This window comes from Variovorax sp. GW821-FHT10D07 (assembly GCF_059415325.1).
This window is the reverse complement of record NZ_JBWKMZ010000002.1, coordinates 666,855-683,323: the sequence shown is the minus strand read 5'-3', so window position 1 is coordinate 683,323 and position 16,469 is coordinate 666,855. Positions and strand designations below refer to the sequence as shown.

Annotated in this window: 13 protein-coding genes and 2 pseudogenes; 9 read left to right on the top strand and 6 right to left on the bottom strand. The window is 69.5% G+C overall.

Features of this window, described 5'->3' with window-relative positions; translation table 11 throughout:
• Nucleotides 1–7: 7 nt before the first annotated feature.
• Genes AC07PU_RS08535 through AC07PU_RS08525 form a run of 3 tightly spaced genes read right to left on the bottom strand, consistent with a single transcriptional unit; the run spans nt 8 to nt 2,209 of the window.
• Nucleotides 8–787 carry an amino acid ABC transporter ATP-binding protein gene (locus tag AC07PU_RS08535; RefSeq protein ID WP_281081344.1) on the bottom strand — a complete coding sequence of 260 codons (780 nt, stop codon included), beginning with the start codon at nt 785–787 and terminating at the stop codon, nt 8–10.
• A 19-nt stretch (nt 788–806) separates the two neighbouring features.
• Nucleotides 807–1,463, bottom strand: a complete 657-nt coding sequence (locus AC07PU_RS08530) for an amino acid ABC transporter permease (protein WP_398500917.1) — start codon at nt 1,461–1,463, stop codon at nt 807–809.
• Complete coding sequence (locus AC07PU_RS08525) at nt 1,460–2,209, bottom strand: amino acid ABC transporter permease (RefSeq protein WP_495316709.1); 750 nt, start codon at nt 2,207–2,209, stop codon at nt 1,460–1,462. The genes AC07PU_RS08530 and AC07PU_RS08525 overlap by 4 nt, the downstream gene beginning before the upstream one ends.
• Before the next feature lie 114 nt (nt 2,210–2,323).
• On the opposite strand from AC07PU_RS08525, the gene AC07PU_RS08520 reads away from it, so the two are divergent.
• The 7 genes and pseudogenes from AC07PU_RS08520 (at nt 2,324) to AC07PU_RS08490 (ending at nt 9,636) form a co-directional block, all read left to right on the top strand.
• Complete coding sequence (locus tag AC07PU_RS08520) at nt 2,324–3,154, top strand: FadR/GntR family transcriptional regulator (RefSeq protein ID WP_093343120.1); 831 nt, start codon at nt 2,324–2,326, stop codon at nt 3,152–3,154.
• Nucleotides 3,155–3,275: 121 nt separating this feature from the next.
• Nucleotides 3,276–4,264: pseudogene (locus AC07PU_RS08515) on the top strand (Bug family tripartite tricarboxylate transporter substrate binding protein).
• A gap of 55 nt (nt 4,265–4,319) precedes the next feature.
• Entirely contained in the window at nt 4,320–5,231 is a 912-nt protein-coding gene (kdgD, locus tag AC07PU_RS08510) for a 5-dehydro-4-deoxyglucarate dehydratase (protein ID WP_093343117.1), read from the top strand.
• Nucleotides 5,232–5,280: 49 nt separating this feature from the next.
• Entirely contained in the window at nt 5,281–5,736 is a 456-nt protein-coding gene (locus tag AC07PU_RS08505; protein ID WP_495316707.1) for a nuclear transport factor 2 family protein, read from the top strand.
• A gap of 16 nt (nt 5,737–5,752) precedes the next feature.
• On the top strand, nt 5,753–6,739 hold the full coding sequence (locus AC07PU_RS08500) for a Bug family tripartite tricarboxylate transporter substrate binding protein (protein WP_495316705.1): 987 nt from the start codon (nt 5,753–5,755) through the stop codon (nt 6,737–6,739).
• A gap of 58 nt (nt 6,740–6,797) precedes the next feature.
• The gene (gene gudD / locus AC07PU_RS08495; RefSeq protein WP_495316703.1) at nt 6,798–8,144 is read left to right on the top strand and encodes a glucarate dehydratase; all 1,347 of its coding nucleotides are present in this window, start codon (nt 6,798–6,800) and stop codon (nt 8,142–8,144) included.
• 55 nt (nt 8,145–8,199) lie between these two features.
• A complete protein-coding gene (locus AC07PU_RS08490) occupies nt 8,200–9,636 on the top strand; it encodes an aldehyde dehydrogenase family protein (RefSeq protein ID WP_431512208.1) in 1,437 nt (478 codons plus the stop codon).
• A gap of 144 nt (nt 9,637–9,780) precedes the next feature.
• On the opposite strand, the gene AC07PU_RS08485 is transcribed toward AC07PU_RS08490, so the two are convergent.
• The gene (locus tag AC07PU_RS08485) at nt 9,781–10,977 is read right to left on the bottom strand and encodes an MFS transporter (protein ID WP_495316701.1); all 1,197 of its coding nucleotides are present in this window, start codon (nt 10,975–10,977) and stop codon (nt 9,781–9,783) included.
• A gap of 104 nt (nt 10,978–11,081) precedes the next feature.
• Between AC07PU_RS08485 and AC07PU_RS08480 the strand changes: the two are divergent.
• Nucleotides 11,082–11,915, top strand: a pseudogene (locus tag AC07PU_RS08480) (LysR family transcriptional regulator); the annotation flags it as partial.
• A 55-nt stretch (nt 11,916–11,970) separates the two neighbouring features.
• Here the strand turns inward: AC07PU_RS08480 and AC07PU_RS08475 are convergent.
• Nucleotides 11,971–13,542 (bottom strand): ABC transporter permease/substrate-binding protein, encoded by a 1,572-nt coding sequence (locus AC07PU_RS08475; RefSeq protein WP_495316699.1) that lies wholly within the window; start codon nt 13,540–13,542, stop codon nt 11,971–11,973.
• Nucleotides 13,543–13,651: 109 nt separating this feature from the next.
• Here AC07PU_RS08475 and AC07PU_RS08470 point away from each other — a divergent pair, with 109 nt between their 5' ends.
• Nucleotides 13,652–14,797, top strand: a complete 1,146-nt coding sequence (locus tag AC07PU_RS08470) for an ROK family protein (RefSeq protein WP_431512211.1) — start codon at nt 13,652–13,654, stop codon at nt 14,795–14,797.
• On the opposite strand, the gene AC07PU_RS08465 is transcribed toward AC07PU_RS08470, so the two are convergent.
• Nucleotides 14,798–16,189, bottom strand: a complete 1,392-nt coding sequence (locus AC07PU_RS08465) for an MFS transporter (protein WP_495316697.1) — start codon at nt 16,187–16,189, stop codon at nt 14,798–14,800.
• Between the last annotated feature and the right edge of the window lie 280 nt (nt 16,190–16,469).

Below are 16,469 nucleotides of genomic sequence, written 5' to 3'. Positions count from 1 at the left end.
TGCCTGTTTACAGCCCGTTGTTCAGGAAGGCATGCAGCTCCGGCGTGCGGGGCGCGTCGAGCATTTCGCCGGGGCCGGTTTCCCACACGGTGCCCTGGTGCATGTAGATGATCCGGTCGGCCACGCGCTTGGCGAAGGCCATCTCGTGCGTCACCAGCAGCATGGTCATGCCGCCGGCCGCGAGGTCCTCCATCACGCGCAGCACCTCGCCGGTGAGCTGAGGGTCGAGCGCCGAGGTCACCTCGTCGAACAGCATGACCTTGGGCGACATCGCGAGCGAGCGCGCGATGGCTACGCGCTGCTGCTGGCCGCCCGAGAGCTGCTCGGGATAGGCGTCGGCCTTCTGCTTCAGGCCGACCTGGTCGAGCACGCGGATCGCGACCTCGGCGGCCTCGCCGCGCGAGAGCTTCTTCACGTGGCGCAGCGCCAGCATGATGTTCTCCTGCACCGTGAGGTGGGGGAACAGGTTGTAGCTCTGGAACACGATGCCGACCTCGAGCCGCAGGCGCTTGAGGTCGACCGCGGGATCGTCGACGCGGATGCCGCAGACCTCGATGCTGCCGCGGTCGATCACCTCGAGCCGGTCGATGCAGCGCAGCGCCGTGCTCTTGCCCGAGCCGCTGGCGCCGATGATGGCGATCATCTCGCCCTTGGCGACCTCGAACGAGACGCCCTTGAGCACCTGGTTCGCGCCGAAGCTCTTGTAGACCTGGTCCAGGCGCACGATGGGCGAGGAGCCCGGGACCTGCGCGGCACCGCCGCCGGCCGTGCCGACGCTGGCGTCCATGTAGGGGGTGCGCAGGGATTCAACGATTGGCGACATTGAGCTTCTTCTCCATCGCTTCGCTCCAGCGCGACAGCGGATAACACAGGGCGAAATAGAAAGCGCCGACCAGGAGGAAGACCAGGAAGGGCTGGAAGATGGTGTTGTTGATGATCTGGCCGGCGCGCGTGAGCTCGACGAAGCCGATCACCGAGGCCAGCGAGGTCATCTTGATGATCTGCACCAGGAAGCCGACCGTGGGCGGCAGCGACAGGCGCACCGCCTGCGGGATGATCACCAGGCGCAAGGTCTGCCAGCGCGTGAAGGCCAGGCATTCGGAGGCTTCCCACTGCGGCTTGGGCATGGCCTCGACGCAGCCGCGCCAGATGTCGCCGAGGTAGGCGCTGACGTAGATCATCATCGCGATGCCGGCCGCGATCAGCGAGGGCAGCGCGAGGCCGTAGACCGAGAGGCCGAAGTAGACGATGAACAGCAGGATCAGCAGCGGGATGCCCTGGATGCACTCGATGTAGACCAGCGCGAGCCAGCGCAGCCAGGGCCGCGGCGAGATGCGCGCGAGCATCAGGCCGAAGCCGCCGATGGCGCCGAGCGCGAAGGCGATGGCCGAGAGCACCAGGGTCCAGCCGATGGACTGCACCAGGTACATCAGGTGCGTGAAGGTGAAGTTTCCAATGCTCATGCCGCGCCTCCGTGGATCGCGACGGCGGCGGCGCTCGCGGCCGGCTGCACCTTGCCGGCCTGCGCGGCTGCGCGGCGCACCACGCGGCGGCGGCGGAACATGTACTCGCCGAGCGCCCAGGTCACGAGCTTGATGAACAGCGACAGCACCAGGTAGAGGGCAGCGACCACGATGTAGGTCTCGAGCGAGCGGAAGGTGTCGGACTGCACGGTGTTGGCGATCGCCGTGAGCTCCTCGGCCGAGATCTGCGAGGCCATCGCCGAGGCCTGCATCATCAGCAGGAACTGGCTCGTGAGGGCAGGGTAGACCTTCTCGATCGAAGGCTGCAGCATCACGTGCCAGCCGATGCGCCACTTCGACAGGCCCAGGCATTCGGCGGCCTCGATCTGCCCGCGCGGCACCGACTCGAGGCCGGCGCGGATGATCTCGGCCGCGTAGGCCGCGATGTTGATCACCATCGCCAGCACCGCGGCCGCGAAGGTCGGCATGCGCAGGCCGAAGCTCGCGAGGCCGAAATACAGCAGGAAGATCTGGACCAGGAACGGCGTGTTGCGCACCACCTCGATGTAGATCGAGCAGGCGCGCGACAGGGGCCGGATGCGGCTGCGCTTGGCGAAAGCCACCAGCGTGCCCACGCAGACGCCGATCAGCACGGCCAGCGCGGTCATCTTCAGGGTCAGCCATGCCCCGTTGACGAACACGGGCCAGTACGATGCCAGCGGAGAGAAATCGAGCGAATACTTCATGTGAATGCCGCTTCGACGAGAACACCCGCAGAGGTGCGAAGGCGGCGATCTGGCAGGATTTGAGTGATAGGTTATCTGTTGTCGTACAACTGATGGGAGATTATGATCGTGGGTATGGACCAGACGACTGCGGGTAATCCCTTGGTTTCCGATGCGCCGGAAGCCGGTGTTTCCGCCTCGAAGGGCGGCAGCGCCTTCGTGGGGCGGCCGCGCCAGCGCGCGCGCGGACTGGCGCACGGGCTGGTGGAAGACCTGGGCGAGAAGATCCGTAGCCAGGTGCTGCGGCCGGGCGACAAGCTGCCGACCGAGTCGGCCATCATGCAGGCCTATGGCGTGAGCCGCACCGTGGTGCGCGAGGCGCTGTCGAAGCTGCAGGCCGGCGGGCTGGTGGAGACCCTGCACGGCGTCGGCACCTTCGTGCTGCAGCCGCGTCCGGGCGGGGTGTTCCGGCTCGAGCCGGGCGAGATCGCGACCTCGGTCGACGTGCTGGCCGTGCTCGAGCTGCGCATCAGCCTCGAGACCGAATCGGCCGGGCTGGCCGCGAGCCGCCGCACCGAGGAGCAGCTGGTCGCGATGCGCCAGGCGCTCGACGATTTCGAGCACAACGTGACGGTCTCGGGCGACACCGTGGCGCCCGACTTCCGCTTCCACCTGCAGATCGCCCAGTCGACCGGCAACCCCTATTTCGCCGACATCATGCGACACCTGGGCACGACGATCATTCCGCGCACCCGCATCAGCGCGATCCGCCACCAGGAGGGCGGGGCCTACCTCAGCCGCGTCAACCGTGAGCATGAAGAGATCTATGCGGCGATCGCGCGGCGCGACCCCGAATCGGCCCGCGCCGCGATGCGCATCCACCTGACCAACAGCCGCGAACGGCTGCGCATGGCGCAGGAAGCGGCGCAGAAGAAGGCCGAAGCGGCCAAGTCCTCCGATAACTAGTCCATGAACCCCTTTTGGGGTTCGTGATGCTGGACAACTTGTTTTTCTAGTTGTACGATGACTGATAACTCGCAAGACCAACGAGCGAGGCATCGACCATCGAGACAACTGGAGGCAGAGGATGACCATCAAACGCCGCGGCGCGCTCAGCGCCGCACTGGCCACGACGTTGGCCGCAAGCCTGCCGGGGTTCGCCCTGGCGCAAGCCGGCACCGCCGGCTGGCCCGCGAAGCCGCTGCGCATCGTGGTGCCGTACCCGCCCGGCGGTTCGTCGGACATCATCGCGCGCGCCATCAGCCAGCCGCTGTCGGAAGCGCTGAAGCAGCCGGTGATCGTCGAGAACAAGCCCGGCGCCAACGGCAACCTGGGCGCCGACTTCGTCGCCAAGTCCGCGCCCGACGGCTACACGCTGCTGCTGTGCGACGTGGGCGCGCTGGCGATCAGCCCCTCGGTCTACACCAGGCTGTCCTTCGATCCGTCGAAGGACCTGCGCGGCGTGACCATGCTGGCCTATTCGCCGCACCTGCTGGTGGTGCATCCGTCGGTGAAGGCCAACAACCTCAAGGAACTGGTCGCGCTCTCGAAGACCTCGGAGTTGAACTTCGCCGTGACCCCACCGGCAGCGCGCCGCACCTGGCCGGCGTGGCGCTCGAGCGCGCCAGCGGCGCGAAGTGGACCTACGTGCCCTACAAGGGCGGCGTGCAGGCGGTGCAGGACACCGTCTCGGGCCAGACCCAGGTACTGATGAACGGCATGCTCGCCACCCTGCCGCAGGTGCAGGGCGGCCGCCTCAAGGTGCTGGGCGTGTCCAAGGCCACGCGCATGCCGCTGATCGGCGACGTGCCGACCATCGCCGAGCAGGGCGTGCCCGGCTACGAATCGGGCACCTGGCAGGGCGTGCGCGTCGCGCGCGGCACGCCCGAGGCGATCGTGCAGCGCCTCAACAAGGAACTGATCGCCGTCATCCGCACGGCCGACATCCGCTCGCGGCTCGCGGGGCAGGGCGCCGAGGTGGTGACCATGACCCCCGCCGAGGAGGAGCGCTTCTTCGACAAGGAACGCGCGCGCTGGGCCAAGGTGGTGGCCGACGCCAGCATCAAGCTCGACTGAACGCGCTCGCCGCTTCCAACCCTTTCTTCATTTCTTTCACTGGACGTTTTCTTCGATGAACCCGCAAGAACTCAAAAACATCATGGGCTCCGGCCTGCTCTCGTTCCCGCTGACCGACTTCGATGCCAACGGCGACTTCGACAAGAAGGGCTACATCGAGCGCCTCGAATGGCTCGCGCCCTACGGCGCCAGCGCGCTGTTCGCGGCCGGCGGCACGGGCGAGTTCTTCTCGCTGACCGGCGAGGAGTACCCCGGCATCATCCAGACCGCGGTCGACACCTGCCGCGGCAAGGTGCCGATCATCGCGGGCGCCGGCGGTCCCACGCGCTTCGCGATCCAGTGCGCGCAGGCGGCCGAGAAGGCCGGCGCGCACGGCATCCTGCTGCTGCCGCACTACCTGACCGAAGCCGGCCAGGACGGCATCGCCGCGCACGTCGAGGCCGTGTGCAAGAGCGTGAAGTTCGGCGTGATCGTCTACAACCGCGCCACCAGCCGCCTCAAGCCCGACACGCTGGCGCGCCTGGCCGAACGCAACCCGAACCTGGTGGGCTTCAAGGACGGCGTGGGCGACATCGAGGCGATGGTCGCCATCTACCAGAAGATGGGCGACCGCTTCGCCTACCTGGGCGGCCTGCCCACGGCCGAGGTCTATGCCGCGGCCTACAAGGCCATGGGCACGCCGGTGTATTCGTCGGCCGTCTTCAACTTCATCCCGAAGACCGCGATGGACTTCTACAACGCCGTCGCCAACGACGACCTGCCGACCCAGCACCGCCTGCTGAAGGACTTCTTCATGCCCTACCTCGAGCTGCGCAACCGCGTGCCGGGCTACGCGGTGAGCATCGTGAAGGCCGGCGCCAAGATCGTCGGCCATGACGCCGGCCCGGTGCGCGCGCCGCTGACCGACCTCAAGCCCGACGAGGTCGCGCAGCTCGCCGCGCTGATCGAGAAGCTGGGCCCGCAGTAAGCGGCGGCGCCGTCGAACAAGAAACACACACAACACCGGAGATGACGACATGCTGAAGAAACTGTTCCTCGTTGCCGCCGCCGCGGCGATGTTCTCGGGCTGCGCCAACGTCATGCCCACGGGCGGCGGCAGCGCCTCCGATGCGGCCGACGTGGCCGCGGCCGCCGAGCGCCTGCGTATCGCGATGGTCGACCCGACCCGTCCCGCGCTGTCGGCGCTGGTGGCCGACGAGCTCAGCTACGGCCACTCGGGCGGCAAGGTCGACACCAAGGAAAGCTTCATCGCCGACCTGCTCGACGGCAAGTCCGACTTCGTGACCATCACCATCACCGAGCAGACCGTGAAGGTGGTCGATGCCCGCACCGCCATCGTGCGCCATGCGCTGGCCGCCGACACCAACGACTCGGGCAAGCCCGGCAAGGTGGCGCTGAAGATCCTCGGCGTGTGGCAGAAGCAGGGCGGCGACTGGAAGCTGCTCGCGCGCCAGGCCGTGCGCGCCTCCTGATCCGCGGACGGCACGCATGAAGCGCAGAGCATTGCTCGCGGCCGGCCTGGTCGGCCTGGCCGGTGCGGCCTGGCTGCCGATGGCCGCGTCCGCACAAGGTGACTGGCCGCTGCAGAAGCCCGTGACCATCATCGTGCCGTTCCCCGCGGGCGGCTCCACCGACATGGTGGCGCGCGCGCTGGCGCTGCAGCTGCAGACGAAGCTCGGCGGCAGCTTCGTGGTCGACAACCGGCCCGGTGCCACCGGCACCATCGGCACCGGCTTCGTCAAGCGCGCGGCACCCGACGGCTACACCCTGCTGGTGTCCTCGCTCGGCGCCTTCGTCGTCACGCCGCACCTGCAGAAGAGCGTGCCCTACGACGCGACGAAAGACTTCGACTACATCAGCGTGCCGGTGCAGGCGCCCAACGTGCTGGTGGCCAATGTCGCGCGGCCCGAGAAGACGGTCGACGAGGTGCTCGCGCTGCTGCGCAAGACGCCGGGCAAGGTCTCGTTCGCGAGCTCGGGTAACGGCTCCTCCGACCACCTCTCGGCCGAGCTGTTCTGGCAGCAGACGAAGACCGAGGGCGTGCACGTGCCCTACAAGGGCGGCGCGCCGGCGGTCAACGACCTGCTTGGCAACCAGGTCGACTTCTCGTTCCAGAACGTCAATGCCGTGCTGCCGCACATCCGCGCCGGCAAGCTGCGCGCCATTGCCGTCACCGGCGACAAGCGCTCGCCCGTGCTGCCCGAGGTGCCCACGCTGGCCGAGGCCGGCGTGAAGGGCGCCGAGGTCTATTCGTGGCAGGGCGTGGCCGCGCCGCGCGGACTGCCGCCGGCCACGAAGAAGAAGCTGGCCGATGCCGTGGTGGCCGCGATGCAGGATCCCGAGACGAAGAAGCGCATGCTCGAGCAGGGCCTCGAGATCGTCGCGAGCACGCCGGAGGAATTCACCGCCTTCCAGGCGCGCGAATGGACGCGCTGGAAGACCCTGATCGAAACCCGGCACATCACCGCCGATTGATCACGCCGATTGACAAGGGCCCCGCGGGCCCGCAGCCTTCAGAACCGACGCCAAAGCCATGACGCTCCCGGACTCCCGTTCCTCCACCCCCGTCGTCACCGAGATGCAGGTGATCCCGGTCGCGGGCCGCGACAGCATGCTGATGAACCTCAGCGGCGCGCACGGTCCCTTCTTCACGCGCAACCTGCTGATCCTCACCGACAGCGCCGGGCGCACCGGCGTGGGCGAGGTGCCCGGCGGCGAGAAGATCCGCCAGACGCTCGAGGACGCGCGCGCGCTGGTCGTGGGCCAGCCCATCGGCAACCACAACGCCGTGCTCAACGCCATGCGCCGCGAGTTCGCCGCGCGCGACAGCGGCGGGCGCGGCCTGCAGACCTTCGACCTGCGCGTGACCATCCATGCGGTCACGGCCGTCGAGGCCGCGCTGCTCGACCTGTTGGGCCAGTTTCTCGAGGTGCCGGTGGCGGCGCTGCTCGGCGAGGGCCAGCAGCGCGACGCGGTGCAGATGCTCGGCTACCTGTTCTACGTGGGCGACCGCGCGAAGACCGATCTGCCCTACGACAGCGACCCCGGCGCCGACGACGACTGGTTCCGCCTGCGCCACGAGGAGGCCATGACCCCCGAAGCCATCGTGCGCCTGGGCGAGGCCACGCATGCGCGCTACGGCTTCACCGACTTCAAGCTCAAGGGCGGCGTGCTGCGCGGCGAGGAGGAGGTGGAGGCGATCCGCGCGCTGCACGAGCGCTTTCCGCAGGCGCGCGTCACGCTCGACCCCAACGGCGGCTGGCTGCTGGCCGACGCGGTGCGGCTGTGCCGCGACCTGCATGGCGTGATGGCCTACGCCGAGGACCCGTGCGGCGCCGAGGGCGTGTTCTCGGGCCGCGAGGTGATGGCCGAGTTCCGCCGCGCCACCGGCCTGCCCACGGCCACCAACATGGTCGCCACCGACTGGCGCGAGATGGTCCACAGCCTGTCGCTGCAGTCGGTCGACATCCCGCTGGCCGATCCGCATTTCTGGACCCTGGCCGGTTCGGTGCGCGTGGCCCAGCTGTGCCAGGCCTGGGGCCTGACCTGGGGCTCGCATTCGAACAACCACTTCGACGTTTCGCTGGCCATGTTCACGCACGTGGCGGCGGCCGCGCCGGGCAAGGTCACGGCCATCGACACGCACTGGATCTGGCAGGACGGCCAGCGCCTGACGAAGGAGCCGCTGCGCATCGAGGGCGGCTTCGTGAAAGTGCCCACGCGCGGCGGCCTCGGTGTCGAGCTCGACATGGACGAAGTCAAAAAAGCTCATGACCTCTACTTGAAGCATGGCCTGGGCGCGCGCGATGATGCGCAGGCGATGCAGTACCTGATCCCCAACTGGCGCTTCGACAACAAACGGCCCTGCATGGTCCGCTGAGACCGCCGGCCTCACCCCTCATTCCGTTCTTTCCGCAGCAACAAGGATGCATTCCATGCAGAACCACGACAACCTGATCGGCGGCGAATGGCGCGCCGGCGCGAGCTACAGCCCCAACGTCAACCCCAGCAACCTCGGCGACGTGCTGGGCCACTACACGCAAGGCGACGCGAGTCATGTCGAAGCGGCCGTGGCCGCCGCCACCGCCGCCTTCCCGGCCTGGGCCACGGGCAGCGTGCAGGCACGCTCCGACGCGCTCGACAAGATCGGCAACGAGATCCTCGCGCGCAAGGAGGAACTCGGCACGCTGCTCGCGCGCGAGGAAGGCAAGACCAAGGCCGAAGGCATCGGCGAGGCCACGCGCGCGGGCCAGATCTTCAAGTTCTTCGCGGGCGAGTGCCTGCGCCTGTCGGGCGAGCTGCTGCCCTCGGTGCGCCCCAACATCGGCGTGGAGATCACGCGCGAGCCCGTGGGCGTGGTCGGCCTGATCACGCCGTGGAACTTCCCGATCGCCATTCCCGCCTGGAAGATCGCGCCCGCGCTGGCCTTTGGCAACTGCGTGGTGCTCAAGCCCGCCGACCTGGTGCCGGGCTGCGCCTGGGCGCTGGCCGAGATCATCAGCCGCTCGGGCATTCCGGCCGGCGTGTTCAACCTCGTGATGGGCCGCGGCAGCGTGATCGGCGATGCGCTGGTCAACCACCCGGGCATCCACGCGATCAGCTTCACCGGCTCGGTGGGCGTGGGCCGCAACATCGCGGTGCAGTGCGTGAAGAACGGCAAGAAGGTGCAGCTCGAGATGGGCGGCAAGAACCCGCAGGTGGTGCTCGACGATGCCGACCTCGCGCAGGCGGTGGAACTGAGCACGCAGAGCGCCTTCTATTCGACCGGCCAGCGCTGCACGGCTTCGAGCCGGCTGATCGTCACCGAAGGCATCTACCCGAAGTTCATCGCGGCGATGAAGGAACGCATGGCCAAGATCAAGGTCGGCGACGCGCTCGCGCAGGGCACCGACGTGGGTCCGGTGTCCTCGAAGTCGCAGCTCGAGCAGGACCTGGAGTACGTCGACATCGGCAAGGCTGAGGGCGCGGTGCTGGCGGCAGGCGGCGAGCGCCTGAAGCTAGCGACCGACGGCTACTACATGTCGCCCGCGCTGTTCAGCGAATCGGCCGCGGCGATGCGCATCAACAAGGAAGAGATCTTCGGCCCGGTGGCGAGCGTGATCCGCGTGAAGAACTACGAGGAAGCGCTGGCCACGGCCAACGACACCGAGTTCGGACTGTCGGCGGGCATCGCGACCACGTCGCTCAAGTACGCCACGCACTTCAAGCGCCACAGCCAGGCCGGCATGGTGATGGTGAACCTGCCGACCGCGGGCGTGGACTACCACGTGCCCTTCGGCGGTCGCAAAGGTTCGAGCTATGGTCCGCGCGAACAGGGGCGCTATGCGCAGGAGTTCTTCACCACGGTGAAGACGGCGTACACGCTGGCCTGAGGTCTCCGATACGGGATCGGGCAGCCGAACGCAGAAATCGCGAAGGTTGCGCAGAAGTCGCAGAAGGGAAACCCCAAAAGGTTTTTTCTGCGACTTCTGCGTTTCTTTTGGCTTCCTTCTGCGTTCGGCTGTCCGCTTCCGTTCTCAGCGCAACGGCCGCAACCCCATCGCCACCCACAGCCCCGCCACGCTCGCGAGCGCCACGATCGCGGCGGCGGCCGGCCAGCCCAGCGCCTCGACCGCGCCGCCGACCAGCACCGGGCCGATCATCTGGCCGATGTTGTTGCCGGTCATCAGCAGGCCGACCGTGAGCGGCGCGAGCCGCGATTCCGGCGCGGCCCGTTCGGCCGAGGCCAGCAGGGTCGCGGGCAGCAGCCCGCCGGCGCCCGAGAACAGCAGACACAGCACGAAGGTCGGCAGCGCCGCCAGCAGCGGCAGGAAGATGCCGAGCGCGGCGATGCCCATGGTGGCGGTCGCGACTGCCACCAGCAGCCAGCGCGGCGTGCCGCGCGCCAGCAGCAGGCCGGCCGCGAGGTTGCCGCCCACGTTCGCGAGGCAGGCCAGCGCGCTCAGCAGCCCGGCCGTGGCCACGCTCGCGCCCATGCGCTCGATCAGCAGCACCGGCAGGAAGTTGAACAGCGCGAAGAACTGCAGGCTGTAGATCGCGAAGGACAGCGCGAGCCGCAGCGGCGCGGGCGCCGCGAGCGTGCGGGTGGTGTCGCCGGCGATGCCGCGCCACGACAGCCGGCGCGCGTCGCGCTCCCCGCGCGGCACGGCCGCCAGCACCAGCGCCAGCAGCACCAGCGCGAGCAGGCCGTTCGCGAGCCAGAAGCCGCGCCAGCCCTCGAGCACCGAGCCGACGAAGAACGCGATCGCGATGCCGACCGGCATGAAGCAGCTCCAGATCGCGAAGGCCAGGTCCTTGGCCGCGGGCGCGACGATGCGCTGCAGCAGCGCGGGCCCGGCGATCACGATCAGCAGGAAGCCCAGGCCCTCGATCACGCGCGCGAACAGCAGCGCGGCCAGGCTGCCGGCCAGGGCGCCGATGGTGCTGCCGACAGCCAGCGCCAGCAGGCCGGCCGCGAGCAGCCGACGGTCGCCCGCGCGCGCGATCCAGGCGCCGACCGGAATCGCGCCGAGTACGCCGAGCAGCGAGAACACCGCCATCAGCCAGCCGATCGCCGACAGGCCGAGTCCGAAATCGTCGCGCAGCTGTGGCACCGCGATCGCGACCTTGCCGACCTGCAGCGCGGCGATCACGCCCGCGGCAACGACCAGGGCGACGGCGGTCCAGGCGGTGGTGGCGGCGGGGGAGGGCAGCGGCGCGGACGTGGAGTGCATGGGTGCCAGTCTGGCCTTCGAACCCGATCGATGAAAGCAAATAATATCGGTCGACTTCATCGATCGAACCGATCGAGTTGCGTTGTTCGAACGAGGAGAAGCCCATGCTGGATGCGCTCACGCTGTCCCAGATGCAGATGTTCGTGGTGGTGGCCGAGACCGGCAGCTTCCGCGCGGGCGCGGAACGGCTGCACCGCGTGCAGTCGGCCGTGAGCCAGGCCGTCGCCAACCTCGAGGAGCAGCTGCAGGTGCGGCTGTTCGACCGCTCGGGTCACAAGCCGGTGCTCACGCCCGCGGGCCAGGCGCTGCTGGGCGACGTGCGGCAGATCCTCGCGAAGGTCGATGCCTTGCGCGCCCGCGCGCAGGGGATCGAGCAGGGCATCGAGCTCGGCCTCTCGATCGCGGTCGACACGCTGTTCCCGATCGACCTCGTGGCGGCCGCCATCCGCGGCGTGCACGCGGTGCATCCGGGCATCGCGATGCGCATCGAGTACGGCTCGATGGGTGCGCCGATCGAGGCGCTGCACAGCGGCCGCTGCGAGCTCGCGATCTCGGCCTTCTCGCAGCTCGACGAGCGCATCGCGCGCGAGTTCCTGATGCCGCTGTCGATGGTGGCGGTGGCGGCCGCTGCGCATCCGCTGGCGATGCTCGCGAAGAAGAAGGCCCGCGGCTCGCTCGACGACGCGGCCGTGCGGCATCTGCAGATCGTGGTGGAGGATGCGAGCGCGCTCAGCGCGGGCCAGGACTTCGACGTGCTCTCTCCCACCACCTGGCGCGCGGGCGACATGCAGATCAAGCTCGCGCTGCTGCGCGCTGGCCTCGGCTGGGGAAAGATGCCGTCATGGCTGGTGGCGGCCGACATCGCCGCGGGCACGTTGGTGCAGTTGCCGGTGGGCCGCCTCGGCGTGGACGGCGAGACCGGCCACCGTGCCTACTTCTGCCACCGCGCCGACAAGCCGCTGGGCGTGGGCGCGCGGCTGCTGCGCGAGGGTCTCAAGGCACTGTCGATGCCGGCGGCGCGCGGCGGCGCCGGCGCAGCCAGAACTCCACCAGCTCGAACACGCCCTCGCTCAGCAGCGCCAGGGCCGCCGCCGGCAGCGCGCCCGCCACGAGCAACTCGCGGTCGTTGAGCGCGAGCCCGGTCACGATGCGTTCGCCGAAGCCGCCCGCGCCGATGAAGGCCGCGATGGTCGCCGTGCCGATGGCGATCGCGGTGGCGGTGCGCACGCCCGCGAGCAGCGTGGGCAGTGCCAGCGGCAGCAGCACCAGCCGCAGGCTCTGCTTCGAGGTCATGCCGAGCGCGGTGCCGGCCAGCCGCAGGCCGTTGGGCACCTCGGCCAGGCCGGTCACGGTGTTGCGCATGATCGGCAGCAGCGAATAGAGCGTGAGCGCGATCAGCGCGGGCAGGGTGCCGATGGCGCCGAGCATCGAGATCAGCACCGCGAGCAGCGCCAGCGAGGGCACGGTCTGCATCAGGCTCGCGACGCCCAGCACCAGGGCGCGCAGCCGCAGGTGCGGAAACACCAGGATCGCGATCGGCACGCCGATGAGGATGGCCACGCCCACCGACAGCGCCACCAGCAGCAGGTGCTGGCGCGCGAGCTGCCAGAGATCGGGGCCGAACAGCTTGGCCGTGAAGCCGCGCCGCGTGTCCTGCGGCGCCGCGCCGTCCTTGCTGGCGCTCGCGAGGAAGTCGCGCGCGATGGTGTCGAAGGGCACGCTCTGCAGCTCGGCGCGCGCGTTCATCGCGATCATCGCGTGCTCGTCGACGCGGCCCTCGAGCTTCTGCAGCGCCGCCCAGGCCTTCGGCAGGCGCTGCGGCAGGTCGAGCTTGTAGAGCACCACCGCGTCGTAGCGCGGGAAGTACTGGCGGTCGTCCTCGAGCACGCGCAGGCCCAGGTGGTCGATCTTGGCGTCGGTGGTGTAGATGTCGATCACGTCGACCTGCTTCGCGCCGATCGCGTCGTAGGCCAGGCCGTGGTCGAGGCCGGTGGGCGTCTGCGTGAAGCCGTAGCGCGCGGCCAGGCCCTTCCAGCCGTCGGCGCGGCCGATGAATTCGTTCGACAGGCCGAGCTTCAGCTCGGGATGCTTCGCGAGGTCGCCGAGGCTGCGCAGCCCGAGCCGGTCGGCATCGGCCGCGCGCACCGCGAGCGCATAGCCGTCGTTGAAGCCCAGCGGTATCGCCACGCCCAGGCCCAGCGGCGCGAGCGAGGCGTTCATCTGCTCGCGCGTGGCCGCAGGCGAGCCCTTGAGGATCTCGAGCGCGATGGTGCCGGTGTATTCGGCATAGAGGTCGATCGCGCCCGAGCGCAGCGCCTCGTAGACGATGGCCGTGTTGCCCAGGCCCTGGCGCACCACCGGCTTGTTCGCCAGGTGCGGCGCGGCGGTCTGCGCGAGCAGCTCGGCCAGGATGTAGGACTCGGTGAAGCGCTTGGAGCCGACGCGCAGCGTGCCGTCGTCGGTGGCCGCGCGGGCCGGTGCCGCCAACCACAGGCAGGCGATGGCTGCCAGCAGCACGAGCACGAGGGCCAGCGTGACGCGCCGGAGGGAGTGGGGCGGGTGCATCGCGGCCAGTGTATAGACAAGCCCGCGCGCGGCGTACCCGTCGGCGTCCTACAGCCTGCCGTGCGCGGCGCCGATGCGGCGCGGCCCTTGGCGCGGCCACACTGGGTCCATGAAGAAGTCCACGACCGCGACGACCGCGAAGAAGAAGCCGAAGTCCGAACCGGCTACGCCGAAGAGCAAGCGCAAGGCCGGCGATCCGTCCGCGTCGCGCATCGATCTCCCCGGCCCCGACGTCCACGGCCTGCGCGAGCTGCCCAAGCTGCAGGTCGACGGCTACAGCCTGCAGTTGCGCGACAACGAGGGCTTCGTCGGCGACCAGGCGAGCCAGACCGCGTTTCGCGCGCTGCTCGAGCGCTGGCGCCGCAAGCACCGCAGCGACGGCACCGATCCGCTGGGCCTGCGGCATTCGCGCGACATGAGCAAGAAGGAGCTCGACCGATTGCTGCGCGGCCAGAAGGTCAGCGATGCGGCCAACGTGATGCACAGCGCGATCGGCGAGTTCGCGCAGGAACTCGCGGCGGTGATCCAGCGCTTCCTGCACCAGCCCTCGTGGGAGAAGGTCGAGCGCATCGTGGTGGGCGGCGGCTTTCCCGAGAGCGAGGCCGGCGAGCGCGCGATCCTCGAGGCCGGCGCGATCCTCGAGGAGATGGGCGTGCACGTGCAGCTCGGCCGGCTCTCGCACGAGGTCGACGACGGCGGGCTGATCGGCTGGGTGCACCTGACGCCGCCCGAGATGCTCAAGAAGCACGACGCGATCCTCGCGATCGACATCGGCGGCACCAACGTACGCTGCGGCATCGTGAAGACGCGCCATCGCAAGGCGCGCGACTTCTCGCTCGCGAAGGTGGTGCGGCGCGAGAAGTGGCGTCATGCCGACGAGAAGCCCAGCCGCACCAACTTCGTCGAGCACGTGGCCGGCATGCTCGAGGACATGGTGCGCTATGCCGAACGCAAGAAGATCCGGCTCGCGCCCTTCATCGGCATCGCCTGCCCGGGCCTGATCCGCAAGGACGGCTCGATCGCGCGCGGCGCGCAGAACCTGCCGGGCGACTGGGAGAGCGAGAACTTCCACCTGCCGAGCGCGCTGTGGCGCCGCATGCCGATGATCGGCTCGGGCCCGACGCTGGTGCTGATGCACAACGACGCGGTGGTGCAGGGCTTGAGCGAGTTGCCGTTCATGCGCGATGTCGGGCATTGGGCGGTGCTGACGATCGGCACCGGGCTGGGCAACGCCAGCTTCACGAACCGCAAGTAACTAGATCGCCAGCGCCCTTCGCCGGAGTCGCAGGAAGCTGAACACGCTGGCGCTCGCCGCGCACGCGGTGCCCAGCCACAGCGCGTACACCGCGCCATTCGTGCTCGACACATGGAAGCAGGCCGCCACCAGCGCCGCGCCCGAGGACTGGCCCAACAGGCGCACCGTGCCGACCATGCCGCTGGCACCGCCGCTGCGCGAGGCCGGTGCCGAGCCCATGATGGCGCGCAGGTTCGGCGACTGGAAGAAGCCGAAGCCCGCGCCGCACAGCGCCATGCGCCAGACGATGCCGGCCACCGTGGGATGCGGCGGCAGCAGCGCCAGCGACAGCAGGCCCAGCGCGAGCAGCGCCAGCCCGACGCCGCAGAGCATGCCCGACTCGTAGCGGTCCGACAGGCGCCCGGCCACGGGCGCCATCGCGGCCACCACCAGCGGCCACGGCGTGATGAGGAAGCCGGTCTCGACCTGCGAGTAGCCCAGCAGCGCCTGGAACAGGAAGGGCAGCGAGATGAAGGCCAGCGCCTGCGCCGCGAACGAGCACACGGCCGTGGCCGCCGACAGCGCGAACATGGGATTGCGCAGCAGGTCCACGGCCAGGATCGGCGCCGGATGCCCGGACTGGCGCTTGAGCAGCCAGGCCAGCAGCCCGAAGCCCAGCACCGCCTGCACGACCACCGACTCGACGGTGGCCTGGTGCGCGGCCTCGGTGAGCGTGGAGGCCAGCAGCGCGAGCGCGGCGGCGCACAGCAGCGCGGCCAGGCCGTCGAAGCCGTGGCCGTGACGCTCGGTGGCCGGCAGGAAGCGCAGGCCGTAGAACACCGCCACCGCGCAGATCGGCACGTTGATCAGGAACAGCCAGTGCCACGAACCCAGCAGCAGCACCAGCGATGCCGCCGTGGGCCCGCCCGCGAAGGCCAGCCCCACGACGAGCGCGTTCACGCCCAGGCCGCGCCCCAGCATGCCCGACGGGTAGATGACGCGCACCAGCGCGCCGTTCACGCCCATCACGCCGGCGGCGCCCAGGCCCTGCACCACGCGCCAGCCGACCAGCGCGGGCAGCGAATCGGCCAGGCCGCAGCCCAGCGAGGACACGGTGAACAGCACCAGGCCCCAGAGGAACACGCGCCGGTGGCCGAGCACGTCGCCGAGCGCGGCGGCCGGCAGCAGCGCGGCCACCATCGCGAGCTGGTAGCCGCTGACGACCCAGGTCGAGGCGGCCTCGCTCACACGCAGTTCGTTGGCGATGGTGGGCAGGGCGGTGTTGGCGATCGCGGTATCGAGGCTGGCCACGCACACGCCCAGCATGACGGCGAGCAGCGAACCGAAGCGCTCGTGGGCCGGCAGGCCCGGGCCGACCGCATGGATCTCTTGACGGGAAAACAGGGAGGCCATCGCTCGCGGAAAGAAGAGGGCTGCGGCGTCCGGCGACGCCGTGGGAGGACGCGAAGGCTAGTCTTAAGGGGAAACCCTTGCAGGCGCTCGGAGAAGCGCGTCGCGGGCCCGCGGCGCCCGCCCGCCGCTCACTCGGGCTTGGCGCCCGTGGCCGCCACCACCTTGCCCCAGCGCGTGATCCAGGGCCTGTTAACCCTATTCAAGGGGTCGCGTTGCCCCGCAAAGGGGCTGGATGCAAGGCGCCCGCGCGCAGCAAGGCTGATGCCTTGCAAGCGCGGGC